General features: G+C 65.3%; 15 protein-coding genes and 1 pseudogene. 10 read left to right on the top strand and 6 right to left on the bottom strand.

The genetic code is table 11. The features are described from left to right. Window positions 1-828: 828 nt before the first annotated feature. Window positions 829-3039: a rhamnosyltransferase WsaF family glycosyltransferase gene (locus MNOD_RS13100; RefSeq protein ID WP_015929380.1), complete on the bottom strand. Its 2211-nt coding sequence runs from the start codon at window positions 3037-3039 to the stop codon at window positions 829-831. A 232-nt stretch (window positions 3040-3271) separates the two neighbouring features. On the opposite strand from MNOD_RS13100, the gene MNOD_RS41470 reads away from it, so the two are divergent. The 6 genes from MNOD_RS41470 (at window position 3272) to MNOD_RS13070 (ending at window position 10818) form a co-directional block, all read left to right on the top strand. Next, entirely contained in the window at window positions 3272-4687 is a 1416-nt protein-coding gene (locus MNOD_RS41470) for a class I SAM-dependent methyltransferase (RefSeq protein ID WP_015929379.1), read from the top strand. 46 nt (window positions 4688-4733) lie between these two features. Then, window positions 4734-6536 carry an AMP-binding protein gene (locus tag MNOD_RS13090; RefSeq protein ID WP_015929378.1) on the top strand — a complete coding sequence of 601 codons (1803 nt, stop codon included), beginning with the start codon at window positions 4734-4736 and terminating at the stop codon, window positions 6534-6536. A 28-nt stretch (window positions 6537-6564) separates the two neighbouring features. Continuing rightward, the gene (locus tag MNOD_RS13085; protein ID WP_015929377.1) at window positions 6565-6810 is read left to right on the top strand and encodes an acyl carrier protein; all 246 of its coding nucleotides are present in this window, start codon (window positions 6565-6567) and stop codon (window positions 6808-6810) included. A 164-nt stretch (window positions 6811-6974) separates the two neighbouring features. Beyond that, window positions 6975-8360 carry an alginate O-acetyltransferase AlgX-related protein gene (locus MNOD_RS13080; protein WP_015929376.1) on the top strand — a complete coding sequence of 462 codons (1386 nt, stop codon included), beginning with the start codon at window positions 6975-6977 and terminating at the stop codon, window positions 8358-8360. Window positions 8361-8535: 175 nt separating this feature from the next. Continuing rightward, window positions 8536-9984 (top strand): class I SAM-dependent methyltransferase, encoded by a 1449-nt coding sequence (locus MNOD_RS41465; RefSeq protein WP_015929375.1) that lies wholly within the window; start codon window positions 8536-8538, stop codon window positions 9982-9984. Window positions 9985-10416: 432 nt separating this feature from the next. Beyond that, the gene (locus tag MNOD_RS13070; RefSeq protein ID WP_015929374.1) at window positions 10417-10818 is read left to right on the top strand and encodes a hypothetical protein; all 402 of its coding nucleotides are present in this window, start codon (window positions 10417-10419) and stop codon (window positions 10816-10818) included. A 144-nt stretch (window positions 10819-10962) separates the two neighbouring features. On the opposite strand, the pseudogene MNOD_RS49945 reads toward MNOD_RS13070, so the two are convergent. After that, a pseudogene (locus MNOD_RS49945) lies at window positions 10963-11088 on the bottom strand (IS3 family transposase); the annotation flags it as partial. A gap of 45 nt (window positions 11089-11133) precedes the next feature. On the opposite strand from MNOD_RS49945, the gene MNOD_RS13060 reads away from it, so the two are divergent. The 3 genes from MNOD_RS13060 to MNOD_RS50605 all read left to right on the top strand — a co-directional run bounded on the left by MNOD_RS13060 (window position 11134) and on the right by MNOD_RS50605 (window position 12962). Further along, window positions 11134-12036 (top strand): LysR family transcriptional regulator, encoded by a 903-nt coding sequence (locus MNOD_RS13060; RefSeq protein ID WP_015929373.1) that lies wholly within the window; start codon window positions 11134-11136, stop codon window positions 12034-12036. Between the two features lie 23 nt (window positions 12037-12059). Beyond that, window positions 12060-12806, top strand: coding sequence for a cysteate racemase (gene cuyB, locus MNOD_RS13055; RefSeq protein ID WP_244424724.1), 747 nt, complete (start codon window positions 12060-12062; stop codon window positions 12804-12806). A gap of 84 nt (window positions 12807-12890) precedes the next feature. After that, on the top strand, window positions 12891-12962 hold the full coding sequence (locus MNOD_RS50605) for a copper resistance protein CopC (RefSeq protein ID WP_244424785.1): 72 nt from the start codon (window positions 12891-12893) through the stop codon (window positions 12960-12962). A gap of 431 nt (window positions 12963-13393) precedes the next feature. Here MNOD_RS50605 and MNOD_RS13050 read toward each other — a convergent pair whose 3' ends face one another. Beyond that, window positions 13394-13624, bottom strand: coding sequence for a hypothetical protein (locus tag MNOD_RS13050; protein ID WP_015929370.1), 231 nt, complete (start codon window positions 13622-13624; stop codon window positions 13394-13396). 105 nt (window positions 13625-13729) lie between these two features. On the opposite strand from MNOD_RS13050, the gene MNOD_RS13045 reads away from it, so the two are divergent. Further along, window positions 13730-13888, top strand: a complete 159-nt coding sequence (locus tag MNOD_RS13045) for a TOBE domain-containing protein (protein ID WP_050783327.1) — start codon at window positions 13730-13732, stop codon at window positions 13886-13888. A 130-nt stretch (window positions 13889-14018) separates the two neighbouring features. On the opposite strand, the gene MNOD_RS13040 is transcribed toward MNOD_RS13045, so the two are convergent. The 3 genes from MNOD_RS13040 to MNOD_RS13030 are packed head-to-tail and all read right to left on the bottom strand — an operon-like array spanning window position 14019 to window position 16881. Continuing rightward, on the bottom strand, window positions 14019-14804 hold the full coding sequence (locus MNOD_RS13040) for an ABC transporter ATP-binding protein (protein WP_015929369.1): 786 nt from the start codon (window positions 14802-14804) through the stop codon (window positions 14019-14021). Next, a complete protein-coding gene (locus tag MNOD_RS13035) occupies window positions 14801-15799 on the bottom strand; it encodes a FecCD family ABC transporter permease (RefSeq protein ID WP_050783510.1) in 999 nt (332 codons plus the stop codon). Before MNOD_RS13035 ends, MNOD_RS13040 begins: the two co-directional genes overlap by 4 nt. A 59-nt stretch (window positions 15800-15858) precedes the next feature. Further along, window positions 15859-16881 (bottom strand): iron ABC transporter substrate-binding protein, encoded by a 1023-nt coding sequence (locus tag MNOD_RS13030; RefSeq protein ID WP_043751130.1) that lies wholly within the window; start codon window positions 16879-16881, stop codon window positions 15859-15861. Between the last annotated feature and the right edge of the window lie 16 nt (window positions 16882-16897).

Here is a 16897-nt window from a genome sequence, read left to right as displayed (position 1 = left end):
GCGTGTATCCGCTGCTTTCGACGTGAGAGTTCCTGGATAGATATTCTTTCGTTTTGAATATTTCATTGGGCTCATAATCTAGTTTCCAGCCGATTTCCAAATAGTGGTCAATTGGATCTATATTTTCCTCAATATTATATCTATATATATACAAACTCGTGTCAAAATATGGCTTGATTATCTCGCGTTGAATTTCCTTCTTCTCCCGCTGAAGGCAATGTGCGATTATGGATTGTTCGCGGCATTTAGGCTGACAAAATGTAGATAAGGGTTCGTATCTGCTTTGTGATTCTGCATAAATCTATCTTTGTACAATAAGGTAGTAAAGTAAGGTGAAGGATCTCGCCCTTCACGCCAGCCAAAATTTATGTAATGTTCAAATTCATCCACGCCAGCGGATGCAACATCCACATGAATATTCCTGTAGAATTTGCGGTCAAAATGGTGCCTCGCGGAGGCAAATTCGGGCGTATTGAATGCACGTCGAATCTTGCGTGAGATCACCTGGTACATTTCGTCAATATCCTTAATGTGGGTAGAAGGGCTTGACGGCTGCGGCGATTACAATAATGAGGGCGGTATGACAGAATGAATTCAAGATTTATGGGCATATAAGATGATATATTCTGATGGTATAGTCATACAAATCATCTCGACGCGGCGGCAGATTGGCGCACTGATCTCGCAGCGCAGAGTGTGGCGGCAGCAATCCGCGCCATCGGCATGATCGAGGTGACGTACGGAGCTCGTGACATGCCTGCCGCCCGCCGCGGGCGCTATTCGTGGGCACGACATCGGCCCGTGCGGTCTGGCCCGGAGCATCCCTGCTCAGGCCTGCCGGCTCGCCGTCAACGACAAGAAGACGCGCTCAATCACGGCCGCGTCGAACGTGCTGCTCCAACTCCGCTCCTGCAGCACCAGTCGCTCGCGCTCCCGCGTCTCGATATCCTCGGCCCGTTCGACCGCGGCTCTGAGTGCCGCTTCGACGCCAGAGAGGCTCGGAAGGCACGGGACGATGTTGCGACAGATAGCTTGCAGATCGTCGGCCGAGCGATTCTCGTACACGTTTGTGACAACAACGGCGCCGGCTGCCGCGAACTCGAACGGCACGACGCTCGGATGAGGCGCAAGCATCAGGCTCAAGCCGATGTCGATGCTGCTCATAAAAGTCTCGTACTCCTCCTGTGGCATCTTCTGAACCATTTCGATCTGGTGGCCACCGCCGAGAGGCAGGATGTGGTCCTCGGCCAATGCCCCGAGGCCAACGAAACGCCAGCGATGATCGAAAACTCCGTCGCGGCAGAGGTTGCGTAGCGCCAAGTAGCCCAGCTCGAACAGGTTGCGCGCCGCATGCATCTCCGGGCGGGCGTAGAACGCGAGCGTCCGCGTAGGTCTCTGCTTCTGCAAAGGCCGCATCGCCAAACGCGTCGGCACGTGCTCGAACACGAAATGTTCTCCGCCCTCCGCCGTGCGCGCCGGTGCGAATGGTCCAATTTCGTGCTTCGAGAAGTAGTTCGTCAGAAATCTGCTATTGAACAACGGAACGTGATCAAGGCGATACGCATCCTCGATCAGGGCTCGCGCCGAACCGCATTCGTAGAAGATCGGTTCGTACTCCTGAGCCAGCAACAGGAATTTCTTTGCTCTGGTTTCCTGCAGCATCGGCTGGATCACATAAGCGTCCCACACCGAATAAACGACGAAGAGATCGTCTTCGCTGAGCTCGACCGGGACTCCACTCTGCCGGTTGGCGTAGGCTGACCGCTTAATAACATCGACAAGCTCGCGGTCCCGCTCGCGATAGACGAAGTAGTCGATCCCCACGATGGGGTCGTCGGTAATGAGCAGGCCAATGGCCCGGCCCGTACGCGCTGTTGCCTTGATCAGCTCGAAGACCGCCTTATAGCCCCCGAAGCTGATATCCGGATTGAGCGTTGGGAGACAGAACCAGACTCGAGACTGCTGCGCCCGAAAACGATGGGGCGGCGGCTGCAATCGACGCTCGATGTCGCTGGCGCGCTGCAGCAGCCGCGGCTCGGTTATCCCAGCCATACGAGCTTCCAGCGCGTAGCTTAGCTTGTAACACGGCAGGCGCTGCTCGACCTTGCCGCTCATCATGTAATGCTGGAAGCCAGACAGAATTTCTCCAGCGGCGATAGCCTCTCCGACGTCACGATAGAACGACCGATACCAGAGTTCGTCGAAATTTTTGCTCGGACTATTGCCGTCCCGTGCGCCCACGGTGAGGTAATGCTGTAGCGCCTCATAGTCGCTTGCACGGCCGTTCAGATATTGTGCTCTGTAGAACTCGCAATCGAATTGATCCAGCAGGAACTCTTCAAACCGATGCTGGACGCTGACCGGCTTCTCGCGCACGGCGTGGCCCAGATCTCGGCCATACAGGCGGTAAAATGCGGCCTCATCGATGATGGGGAAGCACCTAAGAAATTTTTCCACAATTGGATAGGTGCTGACGTACGAAGCGACGTCGAAGGCCGCGGCCGGCACCGGCTCGCCGGCACATCTCTCCGCGCGCGCCAAGTCGAGCATTGCGTTTGGAGAGCGGCCCTCGTGCAGACCATAAAGCACGAAGTGGACAAAACCGGAATAGACTTGGCCCGAAGCCTTGGCGGCTCGTACGTCTTCGTTCCGTTCAAGGTACCACTGCTCGTCGAACAGAACGTTCGGGCTGAGGTTCGCACAGTCGGGATCGGCGAAGTAGGCATCGATCGGCTCCGAAGCAGGCGGCAGCGGCGCGAACCGACGCAAGGCTAGGGCTCTGTCGAAACAGGCTGAGATCATCTCGCAGTTGCGTGGGCCGTGCTTCTCGAAGCGCAGCCGGCCGGCGACCAGCTGAGCGTGGTACCGGTCGCGAATGACGGCGGGAGTTGGGGTCGCCGGCAGATCTGCGACGCTTCGTTGCGAACGCGCGAACTGCTCGATCTCAACGACGACCGGCTCATCCCGGCTGCCGTCGGACGTAGCGTCCGGCTCATTCGGCCTGCCGTTGGACGTAGCGTCGGTTCGACTGAGTTGCATCGTTCGCTCCGGTGTGCCAGCATTGGCATGTATCTGTTCTGCAATCAAGCTGCTAGGAGGCGCGGTTGCGACGCACTACTAGCTGAACGTAATACCACAAATTGTGTCTTTCTTGTCACATCGTGAGAAGTCCGTTGCAGGCACTCCCCGACAGCGCACCGGATGTGCGCTAGAGATTGCGGATGTTTTCCGATACAAATAACCCCTGCAGTGCAACCCCAACGGAAGGCCGATGACGAGTTCCTCTGCCCCCCTTGTGCGTCCCAACGTCACCGGACATGGCGTCGGACAGGGCGTCACGCTCGCTCTTGACCCGCCCGGTCGCGTCAGCGGCCGGATCCGGCCCGGCGCAACGCAGGCGAACCGTGTCACCGTGCTCTGCGACGGGCGGCCCTGGGCGACGGTGCCGGTTGTGACGGATGCGTCGGGTGCCTCCTTCGCCTGCGAGCTGCCCTCGGTGACGGAGCCGACCGCCACGGCGGTGGAGGTGCGGGACGGGGCCGTCTCTCTCGGGGAGATCCGCGGCCAACGTGTGCCGCGCCGAAATGCCCATGGGCTCGACGCGGCGAGCGTACTCGCGGTCTACGATCGCCCGCTCTTCTCCGTACCGTGGCTGCGCTTCGACGGCGCTCACCTCGTCGTGTCCGGCTCTCACCTACCGCCGGCGGGCAATCCGGAGCTGCTGTCCGTCCGCTTCGGCGATGGCGTAGCATACACATTCGACTATCCCTTGCTGTCACCTGAGTTCGCCAATCATTTCTGGTATTGGCCGAACGCCGAGCACTCGAACTTTGTCCTAATAATCGACCTTCCGTCGTGCCGGGCCGGGAGCGACCCGTTCCAGTTCGAATTCGTCTATCCCGACATGGATTGTGGTTCGGTGCTGCCGGCGGAACACCACCGCATCGGCCGGCGGATCTCGATCCCGCCTCGCCTCGACATGTCGATCTGCTTTCCCCGTGACAGCACGCAGCTGACGCGCGTTCAGACTTGGTCGGATGACCAGAGCGTGACGTTCACGGGATACAACACCTTCAAGGCCCTCGAGGCCCTGTTCGCCCATTACGGCGTAACCAGACGGCCGGGCGTCAGCATTCTCGACTGGGGCTGCGGTCATGGCCGTGTCACCCGCCACTTCATCCAGAACTGGCCGGAGGCGAGGATTTCGGGTGCCGACATCGACGCCGAGAACGCGGGATGGTGCAGGCGGCACCTGAACGGCAGCTTCAGCACGGTACCATTGCTGCCGCCGACGGACCTTCCGGGCGCCAGCTTCGACGGGATCTTCGGCGTCTCGGTCATGACCCATCTGACCGCGGAGACCCAGGCGGTCTGGCTGGACGAGATCGCCCGGCTGCTCAAGCCGGACGGCGTGCCCCTGATCACCTTCGCGGGCCCGGCCGCCGCCGCCTTTTCTTCGGTGTTCCGCAGCCGCGCCTGGTGGCAGAATTGGACCGGCACGGGCTTCGACGACGCCCAGCACGATCCCGCACTCGACGGCAAGATCGAAGACAACACGTACTACCGGAATACTTTGCACACGGCCGAGTACACGCGGCGTGTGTGGTCGAGGCACGTCGACGTCGTCGATATCATTCCGAGTGCCATCGGCTACCAGGACATGGCCGTGCTGCGGCGCAAGGCTTGAGCGCGAAGCGCACGCACGGATCCCGCACCATGAAGAGGAAGCATCGATGACGACGGCCATGCTTGCGTCCGGCATGAGGCATGATTGCGCTGAAGCCTGGCCGGATCTGGCGAGCGGAGTGCGCCCTGCCGATGCCCCGGAGGATGCGGAGACGACACTGCTCGGCCGGCTGGAGCAGCACGCGCGCGGAACCCCCGACAAGCCGTTCCTTGTCCACCACCAGGGCGGCCGCTACGCGATCCTGACGTTCTCCGATGTCCAGGCGCTCGCAAGCCGCATCGCCGGAGCCCTGTCCGATATCGCCGAGGGCCATCCGGACTCGCGCGTCGTCCTGCTGTTCCTCAAGCACCACCCCAGGCAGCTGCCGGCTTATCTCGGAGCCATGATGGCTGGGCTGATCCCCTCCTTCATGGCGTTCCCGACGCCCAAACAGGACCCTGCCCTCTACTGGGCCTCGCATGCCGCGCTCATCGCCCGGATCCGGCCGGCGGCGATCGTCACCTATCGCGAGATCGCGGCCGAGCTCACGGCTTTGTGCGCCGACCTGCCGACGCGCGTCCTGCTGATCGACGAGCTTGGGAACGACGCACAGGGGCGCGAAGAAGCCGGCCCCGGCGTGAAGCCAAGGCCGGGCGACACGGCTCTGCTGCAGCACTCGTCCGGCACGACCGGTCTCAAGAAGGGGGTTCAGCTCACCTTCGCGCAGATCGAGGCGCAGGCGGCGGCCTACGCCCCGACCATCCGGCTGGACTCCGACAGCACGGTCGTCAGCTGGTTGCCCTATTACCACGACATGGGCCTGTTCACGGCCTTCCTGGTCCCTCTCACGGTGGGGGCGGCCGTGGTGTCGATGGACGCCTTCGAGTGGGTCGCGAGGCCCGCCAGCCTGTTCGAGGCGATCGAGCGGTTTCGCGGCACCCATTGCTGGCTGCCGAACTTCGCCTTCCAGCATCTTGTGAACACGGTCTCCCCCGGGGGGGCGGATGGGCGGCACTACCAGCTCGCGAGCATCAGGACCTTCGTGAGCTGCTCCGAACCGGTCAAGAGCGCCAGCCTCCAGCGCTTCGCGCAGGCCTTTGCGACTTGCGGCGTGCGGGCGGAGCAGCTGACGGCCTGCTACGCCATGGCCGAGACCGGGTTCGCTGTCTCGCAATCGGATCCGGACCGGCACGCGCCGGTCCGCTGGTACGCGGCCGATGCCCTTGCCAGCCGGTCGCGCGCCGTGGCTGTGGCACCCGATCATCCGGGCGCCCGCCCGCTGGTCTCGAACGGCGTGCCGCTGGCGGGCGTGGAGGTGCGCATCCTCCCGCTCGACCGGTGTGCGGGCGCCTGCGGCGACGGCCCGGATAGCGCGCTGGTCGGCGAGATCGCCGTGCGCGGTCCCATCGTGTTCTCCGGCTACTACGAGGACCTGGAAACCACCCGCGCGGCCTTCGAGGACGGTTGGTACCGGACCGGAGACATCGGGTTCCTGGATGACGGTGAGCTGTTCATCAGCGGCCGCGTCAAGGACGTCATCATCGTGCATGGCCGCAACTACTACGCTCATGACATCGAGGAGGTCGTCTCGGCCGAGGCCGGCGTCGTTCCCGGCCGCGCCGTCGCGGTCGGCGTCATGAACGAGGAGGTCGGGAGCGAGGATGTGGTCGTCCTCGCCGAGACCCGGCTCGAGGCCGAGGCGGAGCTGCGCGCGCTGAAGCGCGCCATCAAGCGCTCGATCTTCGACCGCCTCGAGCTCACGGTGCGCAGCGTCCACCTCGTCCAGCCCGGCTGGTTGACGAAGACGAGTAGCGGAAAGATCAGCCGGTCGGAAAATCTGGCGCGTTATCGGGCTGAGAATCTTGGCTGAGAATCTTGGAGATGCGGGGATAACGTTGATGAGCACGGTACAGGACGCGGTCCGGGCGGTCATCGCCGAAACCTTCGGCGTTCCACCCGAGCGTCTCTCGGACGACACCGTCGCGGACGACGTCGACGGCTGGGATTCCCTCTCGCACACGGTGCTGATGATCCGCCTGCAGAACGCCTTTGGCATCCGCATCCCGGAGAGCGTCGCGGCCGAAGTCGCCACGGTCGGCGAGCTCGTCGCGGCCGTCGCGGACATCGCCGGGATGAAACGATAGCGTCTCTCGACGGCGTAAGGATTTAACCCATCGGGCAACTGCCCCGTCCGGACCTGTCGCCATCAGGCTGAAGTCTTGACGACCATACGGGAACAGAGCCGGCGGTCATCAATCATGACCGTTGGCACCAGCGGGCCTGAGACAGGCAGGATTGGAGGTCGCGCGTGCTGGCTGGATCTAACCTCTCGATCGTGGAGGGGCACGAGGGTTGGCTTTTTCTTGAGCGCTATGAGGATGTCTTTCCTCTGCGAACCGCGGCCGATCTCGCGACCTGGTCGCAGACCACGCTCCCCCTGCTGCGCAGCATCCTTCGCAGCCGCGCCGAGCGGCTCGCGGCGCGCGGCATTGCGCTCGTGGTCGTCGTCGCCCCCGAGAAGGCCAGCGTCTACGACGAACTGCTGCCGGCCGGCTACGTCCTGGATCGTCCGGCCGCCGCCGAGCGCCTGACGGAGGCGGCACGCCAGGACGGCATCAGCGCCATCGACGCTGTGGCCCTCTTGCGCCAGGCGAAGGGTGCGGTCCCGCTCTATTACGACGTGGATTCGCACTGGACGAGCTTTGCCGCCTACCGCGTCTACCGCTCCCTCATCGCGGCCGCGCCCAGCCGGCTCGGCCTGAAGCCGGTGGCGCCGGACTGCGTATGGTACGGTGATCGGCCGACCTTCGGCGATCTCGGCGTCCACATCCGCCCGGAGCGGAAAGGACTGATACAGCAGGCGGACATCTCGGGATCCGAAGTCTCGACCGGGGTGGAGATATACGACGACCGCGAATACGCCTTCCAGCAGTATCATTGCGCCACGGGACGGGGCCGCGCCCTGGTGGTGCGCGACTCGTTCACCACGTTCCTGTCGCCCTTCCTGAGCCGGACCTTCGCCGAGACGACCTACATCTCCCCGGCCAACGCGCTGCCGGACGACCTGGTCGAGGAGCTGTCGCCCGATCTCGTCATCGTCCAGATCGCGGAACGCGCCTTGTTCTACATGCCCGATGGGCTCTGCGACTGGAGCATCCGCAGCTGGCGCCAGACATACCTTGAATCGCAAGCGGATCATCCAGCCCGCAAGCATAACCGCCGGGCACGGCAGGCCCTGAGGGTGGGAGATTGGAGCGGGGCCCTCGCGGCCGCCGAGGCGGCTGCGGCCCTCGATCCCGACGATCGCTTCATTCACAACCTGGCTGAGACGCACCTGCGGGCGGGCAGCCCGGCGGATGCGCTGGCGGCCTGCGAGGGGACGAGCCGGCCTGCCGACCGGCTGCTGCTCACCATCGCGGCCTACGCACTCTGGGCGCTCGGGCGCCAGGACGAGGCGATCGACCGCCTGCAACAGGCGCTCACGCACCAGCCCCTCAACGCACGCCTCCAGTTTCAGTGCGGTGAATGGCTGCTGGAGCAAGGCCGGCCATCCGACGCCTTGGCGTATCTCGAAAGGGCGGTGGCCAACGCGCCGGCTCATACCACCTCCTGGTACCGGCTGGGCATGGCGCGCCATGCTCTGGCCGACTATCCGGGCGCAGAGGCAGCCTTCAAGAGCGGCGGCTTCGGTTGAAGACGGCGATTTTCCTGAAAAATACTTCGAGGTATAATACCGATCTTTTCCATTCATTGTGAAATGGATTCCTAGACACAACCCTGGGGCAGATCGCACGGACCAGGGTCGGGAGAGCCCGGCCCGACCGGCAGGGTGTGCCATCGACCAGACCAGGAACCGGGAGCATAGGGACATGGTAGCTTCGGCGGCAACGAATCCGAGTTTTCGCGCGGCGCAGGACTTGGCCCTCCAGCAGGACTTGGCCCTTCAGCAGGACTTGGCCCTCCAGCTGAGCCTGGACCCTGCCGATATGCTGTGCGGCCAGTTCACCGGCGAGGGCGCCCCCGCTCAGGTCGCCATCCGCTGCAACGGCAGGCACTGGGCAACCGTGCCGGTGGCGACGGACGGCGCGACCCGCTTCACCTGCCAGCTGCCGCCGTACGGCGCCGAGGACGAGACCCGGGTTGAGATCTACGACGCCGGCGGAACCCGCCTCCTCGGCCAATTCACCGCCGCGCCGCGCCAGCCGATCGTCAACAGTCATGGGCTGACGGCTCGAGAGGTCCTGGTCTCCCATCCGCTGCCCTTCTACGCCGCCCCCTGGATGCGCTTCGATGGCGCTCGCCTGGTGATCACCGGCGAGCACCTGCCGCCGGCCGGCGACCCCGGCGCGCTGCGCGTCGTATTCGGACCGGGCGTCGCCTACGAGTTCCAGTATCCGTTGCCGTCGGTGGCATTCGGCAATCATTTCTGGTATTGGCCGAACGCTCATCTCTCGACCTTCAACGTGATCATTGACCTCCCGGCCTGCGCGCCCGGCTCGAATCCGTTCCAGTTCCACTTCGAGTACGACAACGGCAACCCGCTGGCGCCCGACGCGAACCAGGTGGGCGATGCTCTCGGCCGTCTCGTCTCCATCCCATCCCGCCTCGATGCCGGCATCGGGCTGCCGCGCGACGGCAGCCAGCTCACGCGGGTGCAGACTTGGTCGGTCGACCGGAGCGTCACGCTCACCGGCTTCAGCGCCTACAAGGCCATCGAGGCCCTGCTGGCGCGCTACGGTGTCACGAACCGGCGCGAGGTCTCGATCCTCGATTGGGGCTGCGGTCACGGGCGTGTGACCCGCCACTTCATCCAGCAATGGCCGGAAGCGCAGGTGTGCGGCACCGACATCGACGCCGAGAACATCACGTGGTGCCAGCGTAACCTCGCCGGGACATTCGCGACGGCGCCGCTGCTGCCGCCGACCGGCTTCCCGGACGAAACCTTCGACGCGATCTTCGGCATCTCGGTGATGACGCACCTCTCCGCCGAAGTGCAGGCCGCCTGGCTCGACGAGATCGCCCGGCTGCTGAAACCGGATGGAGTCGGGCTCATCACCTTCGGGGGCCATAACGCCGCCGCCTGGTCGTCGGTCTTCCGTACGCCGGAGTGGTGGCAGCACTGGGTCACCGCCGAGTTCGAAGATCGCCACCACGACCCCTCCCTGGACGGCAAGATCGCCGACTCCACCTATTATCGCCACACCGTCCAGACGATCGAGTACACGCGAGCCTTCTGGTCCCGGCACATGGATGTCGTTGAGATCATTCCCGACTTCATCGGGAATCTCGACGTCGCCGTGCTGCGCAGGCACCGCTAGTGCACAGATGCCGGCGAGAACACCAGGCACTGTACGCTCAATGCTTGCAGCTGCGAGCCAAACCGCGCTGCGCGGTGTCCGTTTCGAAGGCGTCGGTGCATGAGGGCATCAGCCCGAAAGGCGGCTCCCAGTTCTCGGGAGGGCCGAGGCACAACAAGGAACAGCATCGGACCGGGTCCGATATCCTGCCCGATGCTGGAGGATGCACGGGCAGGCGAGGTCTCGGCCTCCGCCCTGCCGCGGCGGCACCCGATGGGATGGTCAGGCCCCAGGTCCTCCATCGGTCCTCACGCATGATCCGCCCCTGTACTGAGAATTCGAAGCTTCTGGCTTCTGATTCCTAAAGATCTCCACCGTCATCTCGGCCATTGGGGTTTCGCCCCGCAACATAATCGGCAGCTTATCTGCTAGCTTACCTGCCGGAGAACCAACGTGCTCTTCTCACAACTCAATCGACAGATTAGCAGGTATAAAATCAGAAGCGGAGATAGCTGTGTTCTCATCAAGAGTGAGGTTCTGGATGAGATCCTGGCCATCGCTCTCAATTCCGTCAAAGTCGACGAGCAATGGTACCTTGAGAGATATCAGGATGTGAAGGCCGCGATTGCGGCTGGCAGCGTCAAGACGGCGAAGCAGCATTTCGTCAAATACGGCTACTTCGAAGGAAGGCTGCCCCGCCCGATCGAGGTGGACGAGGTGTTCTATCTCCGAGAATACCCGGATGTCCGGGCCGCAATTGAGAGCGGCGAGATTCCGGACGCCACAACGCATTTTCACACGGCCGGAGCCAGGGAGGGCCGCATACCTTATCACGGCTTCTCGCTATTTGATTAAACTGAAGTTCGTTGCGGGACGAATAGTCCTGACCCGCGAAAGGGGAGGGAGGTTCGAGCGCAAGTTTTTCGGGCATCCTGAACCCTGAAGGAGGGTGGATGCCATTGAACCACCCCGGGTTTCCCGGAGGCTGTCTGGTTTGGGTCAGGCGGCCAAGGCTGCCTCCTGAGCCTGTGCATAATAGCGTGCTTCCGCCTCGGCGGGCGGCATGTTGCCGACATGTTCGAGCAGGCGGCGGGTGCTGAACCCGTCGACCCACTGTGACATGGCGAGCCGCTGGTTCCCGTTCCGAACAGGCGTTAGGCTGATGCGATCATGGAGCTAAAATGGCTTGAGGATTTCGTCAGCCTCGCACGAACCGGCAGCTTCTCGCGTTCTGCCGAGGAGCGCCACGTCACGCAATCCGCGTTCAGCCGCCGCATCCAAGCCCTTGAGACCTGGCTAGGCGTCTCCCTGATCGACCGCAGCACCTACCCGACCACACTGACGGCGGCAGGCCGTGAGTTCCGCGAGATGGCCGAGGAGGCCGTGCGGATGCTCCATGGCAGCCGGGCTGCCCTGCAGGCGAGTGCCCGGCCGAGCAAGCAGACCGTGGCGGTTGCCGCGCTCCACACCCTGGCCCTGACGTTCTTCCCGCGCTGGTTCCGACAGATCGAGGCGCATACAGGGCCGCTCGGCAGCCGCTTGCTGCCCGACGACTTCCACAACTGCATCCAGGCAGTTGCCGAAGGCGGCTATGATTTCCTGCTGACCTTCCACCATCCGAGCGTACCGATCCTGCTCGACCCCGCGCAGTACCCGTATTGCGTGGTCGGCGCCGACAGCCTTGTGGCCGTCCGTAGCGCCGCGCGGACCGACGGGAGCGCGAGTCTGCCGCTGCTCAGCTACGCGCAGAACTCCTTTCTCGGCCGAGTGGCGATCGTCGCCCAGGCACAGGCTGGCGAACCGCCTGCCGGGATCTCGCACACCAACGAGAACGCCATGGCGGAGGCGTTGAAGTTCATGGCGCTCGAAGGGCATGGGCTGGCGTGGCTGCCCCGCAGTCTCGTGGTGCGTGAACTGGCCGAGGGCAGCTTGATTGCCGAGGGCGAGGAGACGCCCCTTGAGGTACGCCTCTACCGCAACGCTGGACACCGCCGGACGGCCGTGTTGGCGGTCTGGCAGGCGGCGGAAGCCGTTGCTGCCGAAACTATGCAGCATCGGAATAAGGTGGACTGACACAGCATTGGACCCTGCACCGGGTGCGGCCCATCGTGCCTTCACAACAGGAGGTCGCGATGCTCGGTGTGCTTGGTGGAATGGGTCCGATGGCGACCGTGGATTTCATGGGCAAGGTCGTCCAGAACACCCCGGCCGCCTGCGACCAGGACCACATTCAGGTGGTCGTCTGCATGGCCGCCAACATTCCCGACCGCACCGCCGCGATCCTGGGCGAGGGTACCGATCCATTCCCCGCAATGCGCGCCACTGTCCGGTGGCTTGAGACGGCGGGCGCGACCTGCATCGCTATCCCCTGCAACACGGCGCATCACTGGCACGCTGCCCTGCAGGCCGAGACATCGGTGCGCATCCTGCACATTGTGGACGCTGTGGCTGACACGCTCGCCGGTCAGGGCGGCTGCATCGGAGTGCTGGCGACCAGCGGCACGGTCAAAGCTGGCATCTACCAGAAGCGCCTTGCCCTGCGCGGCTTCTCCTGCCGGACACCCGACGCAGCCGGACAGGCCGAGGTGATGCGGGCAATCCGGCTCGTGAAGGCCGGGCAGCTCGCCGAGGCGACAACCATTCTGCGAGCGCAGGCCGAGGCGATGGTGGCGGCGGGATGCCGTCAGGTGGTGATGGCCTGCACCGAAATCCCGGTGGCGCTCGCGACGGTCAACGGGGCGCTCCGCTCCGTGTTGGTGGATGCGACTGAGGCACTGGCCTGCGCCTGCGTCGAAGCCTGCACGACGGGCGCGGCTGATCCGGCGCTGCCGCTCGCCGTTTAAGCGAGAAGCAAAAAAGCCGGCTTGAACAGGCCCGGCCCAGCGCGCATTGCCTTGGCTCCTCGTCTTCCGCCGGGCATCTACCGGGTGACGTGGCACGTGGTGTCGGTGGACACGCACCGAACGCAGGGCAGCTTCACTTTCGAGATCAGGCCCTGAGCCATGGACCCGGTCCAGGCCGCGATCCCGCTGGCAAGGGCGGTGTACTACGTCGCCCTCGTCGTGCTGTTCGGCGCATCCGTATTTCCCCTCTCCGCCGGCCGAGGCGGGCGTGCCGCGCTGTCGCGGTGGCCGGCGGTGGCTCTCTCGGCCGCAGCCCGGCCCTCATGCTGAGGCGCGGGCGATCGCAGATCGCGCAGGCGATCGAAGATCGCGCAGGCTGCCTCGAAGCACGCCTGAGCAGTCATCCCGGCCACCCGAATCTTGCACGAGCGGTCCGGGGTGCGTGCCGGCTGATGCCGGCCAGAGGCTCGCTGCGGTGCGATCTTCGATCGCCAGTACCTCAGCATGAGGAGCGCGGCGGCTTCCACGCACCCCGGTTTCTATTTGGACGGCGGAGCGGGGATCCGCCGTCCCCGCAACCGTGACACCTACCAGGGCCGATGCTGCAGCCAAGCACGGCTGAGCACATTCAGAACCGTGGTCTCAATCCGACTCTCGTTGAGGATCTGGTCGTAGGCGAAGAACGCGGCTTGCAATGCGAGCAAGACCGTGACCGTTCCGAAGCCCCATCCGACATCGCGCTTCAGGAAGGCCTTCCAGTCTTCCTTCATCATGTCAACGGCTGGTTCGGCCTCTTGCTTGGGGCTGCCCCCTGCCATGGGCGATCTCCTCGGCATGCTGTACTCATAGACTGGCAGAGCCGTCTATCCATCTCCCCATCTCCCGATACAGCGTCCAGGTTCCGAGACTACGCGGCCTCACGCGTGCCGCTCACCACGCCGCACGTGAAGATCGAGATCGCGCCCGGCCAAGTCATCACGTCATCAATCACCAACAAGTCCGTCGATGGGCTGAAGTTCAGGATTGGCAGTGTGGCCTATACCGTGTTGAAGTCCTTGGATGTCATGATCGCCATCGACTGAAAGCCGGTCAGCCACAGCATGAGCAGGGTCCCTTGCGAGAGCATTGTCCGACGAGGTGGATGCCGGTTCGTCGCAGACGATGCGGCAAAGGCCTGGAGCAGAAGCCGGTCCACCGTGACCGGATTCTGCTCTAGGCAAGGACAGGGGTACAGACCGAGCGTCCATGCCCGGGAACCGGCACCACCGCGACCTCGACGCCATAGAGGCGCTCCAGGCTCTCCGGCGTGATCGTGTCGGATGGGGGTCCGAGGCCGGCGAGGCGGCCGTCCCGCAGCAGGGCCACCCGGTCGGCGCAGAGGAAGGCGTGGCCGGGATCGTGGGTCGAGAGGATCACCCCGAGGCCGCGCTCGGCGAGGCGGCGGATCTGGCCGAGCACCCGCGCCTGGTTGCCGAAGTCGAGGCTCGCGGTCGGCTCGTCCATCACGAGGAGGCGAGGCTCGCCCGCGAGCGCCCGCGCGATCAGGGCGAGCTGGCGCTCGCCGCCGCTGACCTCGGTGTAGACGCGCTCGGCGAGGTGAGCGATGCCGAGGGCCGCGAGCGCGGCCTCGGCCGCCGCGTGGTCGGCCCGGCCCGGGCTCGCGAAGGGCTTCAGCCGGCTCGCGCGACCCATCAGGACCACGTCGCGCACTGTGAAGGGGAAGAGGGCCGCGTGCGCCTGGGGCACGTAGGCGATGCTGCGCGCGAGCCGCGCCCGGGGCCAGCGGGCGACGCTCTCGCCTTCGACGAGCACCCGGCCCGCCTTCATCGGCAGGAGCCCGAGCACGGTCTTGAACAGGGTGGTCTTGCCGCAGCCGTTGGGGCCGAGCAGGCACAGGACCTCGCCTGCGGACAGGGCGAAGCCGACGCCCGAGCCGACGATGCGGGCGCCGTAGCCGAAGGCGAGGTCCTCGACCCGCAGCAGGGGCTCCCTGCTCACGACCAGCCCCGCCGGGCTGTGGCGAGGAGCCACAGGAAGAAGGGCGCACCGATGAGCGCCGTGAGGATGCCGAGCGGCACCTCGATCACGGCGGCCGTCCGCGCCACGAGGTCGACGGCGACGAGGTAGCCCGCCCCGAGCAGGAGGGAGGCGGGCAGCAGGCGCCGGAAGTCCGGCCCGACGAGGAGGCGGGCGACGTGGGGCACGATGAGTCCGATCCAGCCGATCACGCCGGTGACCGAGACGGCGGCCGCCGTGACGAGGGTGGCGGCGGCGATGAAGAGGGGGCGGACGAGCCGCGTCTCGACGCCGAGCGCCCGGGCCTCCTCCTCGCCGAGGCTCATCAGGTTCATGCGCCAGCGCAGCAGGACGAGGGGTGCGAGGCCGATCAGGATCGCGGGCAGGATCGCGCCGATGTCGGCGAGCGTCGCCGAGGCGAGGCTGCCGAGCAGCCAGTAGGTGATGGCGGGGAGTTGGTTGTAGGGGTCGGCCAGCACCTTGAGGAGCGATATCGCCGCCCCGAGCACCGCCCCCACGGCGACGCCGGCCAGCACCAGGGTCAGCACAGGATCGTGACGCTTCACGGCGGCGCCGACGCCGTAGACGATCGCCACGGCCCCGAGCCCGCCGAGAAAGGCGAGGCCCTGGATCGCGGCGACCGGCAGGGACAGGAAGATGCCGGTGACCGCCCCGAGGCTCGCGCCCGCCGAGACGCCGAGGATGTCCGGCGAGACGAGAGGGTTGCGGAAGAGGCCCTGATAGGTCGCGCCCGCTGCCGCGAGTCCCGCCCCGACGACGAGGGCGCCTGCGACGCGGGGCAGGCGCACCTGCAGGATCACGGTCTGCGCCGTCGGATCGACGCCGCTCGGCAGGCCAAGGAGCTTCGCGCCGAGAACCGCGACGATGTCCCCCGGCGGCACGCCGTAGCGGCCAGTGGCGAGCGACAGGAGGGTGAGGAGGAACAGGGTGAGGAGTGGGAGCAGGCCGCGCAGCAGGCGGCGCGGGAGCCCGGCCGCCGCAGCCCGTCCGCCGGTGGCCGGCGCAACCGCCCGGGTCACGGCCCCGCACCCTTCAGGAGCGCCTCGGCCTGATCGGGCGTGAGATCGACGTGGTAGAAGAGCCGATAGAAGTCGCGGGTCGCGGCCTCGATCGGCTGCGGGAAGAGGTCCGGGTGGAGCACGCCCGCGAGCCAGCGCAGGCCGATCAGGCGGTTGACGCCGGGCGGCGCGTCGAACCAGCCGAAGGGGAGGCGGGGCGCCAGGTAGATCCGGCCCGCACGCACCGCTCTCAGCCCACTCCAGAGGGGGTCGGTGGCGAGGCTCGCGCGGAACGGTGCGTCGAGGGTCAGGATCACGTCCGGGTCCCAGGCGAGCACCTGCTCGGGCGAGACATTGGTGAGGCCACCCCGGCCCACCGCCTCGGCGACGTTGCGCCCGCCCGCCAGCTCCAGGATCTCGGTGTTGATGGAGCCGGCAAGCCCTGTCTCCAACCCCTTGGGCCCGCGCCCGTAATAGACGCGCGGGCGCTTCTCCTCGGGGATCGACCCGATCTTCTCCGCGACCTCGGCGAGGATCCGCTCGGCGTAGGCCGCGAGTTCGGCACCGCGGGCCTCCGCGCCGATTGCGGCGCCGAAGCTGCGGTAGGTCTCCGGGATCTTCGTGAAGCGCCCGTCGAGGAGGAGGTAGGGAATACCGGTCTGCTCCTGCACCCGGTCGGCGAGCGAGGCGTAGGTGGGGCCGGTCGAGCCGACATCGACGATGAGATCGGGCTTCGTCGCCAGCACCGCCTCGACATTGGCGGTGTTGCCGCGGCCGGTGAGACGGCCGGTCGTCGGCAGGTCCCAGGTCTCGCGGGCGAGGTAGGGCTTCTCGTCGGCGTGAGGCGCGCGGACCCAGCCGACCATCTTGGCCGGTGCCAAGGTGTAGAGGAGCACGGAAGCGGGCGGTCCCGCAGCCAGCACCCGGGAGACCTTTTCCGGCACCTGTACCGAGCGGCCGGCACCGTCGACGAAGGGGCGGGCCAAGGCAGGAGCGGCGAAGAGGATCAACACGACGAAGGCTGCCAGAATGTGCTGCATCGCTGTGGAGGCAGCA

The organism is Methylobacterium nodulans ORS 2060 (assembly GCF_000022085.1).
Lineage (GTDB): Bacteria > Pseudomonadota > Alphaproteobacteria > Rhizobiales > Beijerinckiaceae > Methylobacterium > Methylobacterium nodulans.
This window is presented reverse-complemented; position numbering and strand designations above follow the sequence as displayed.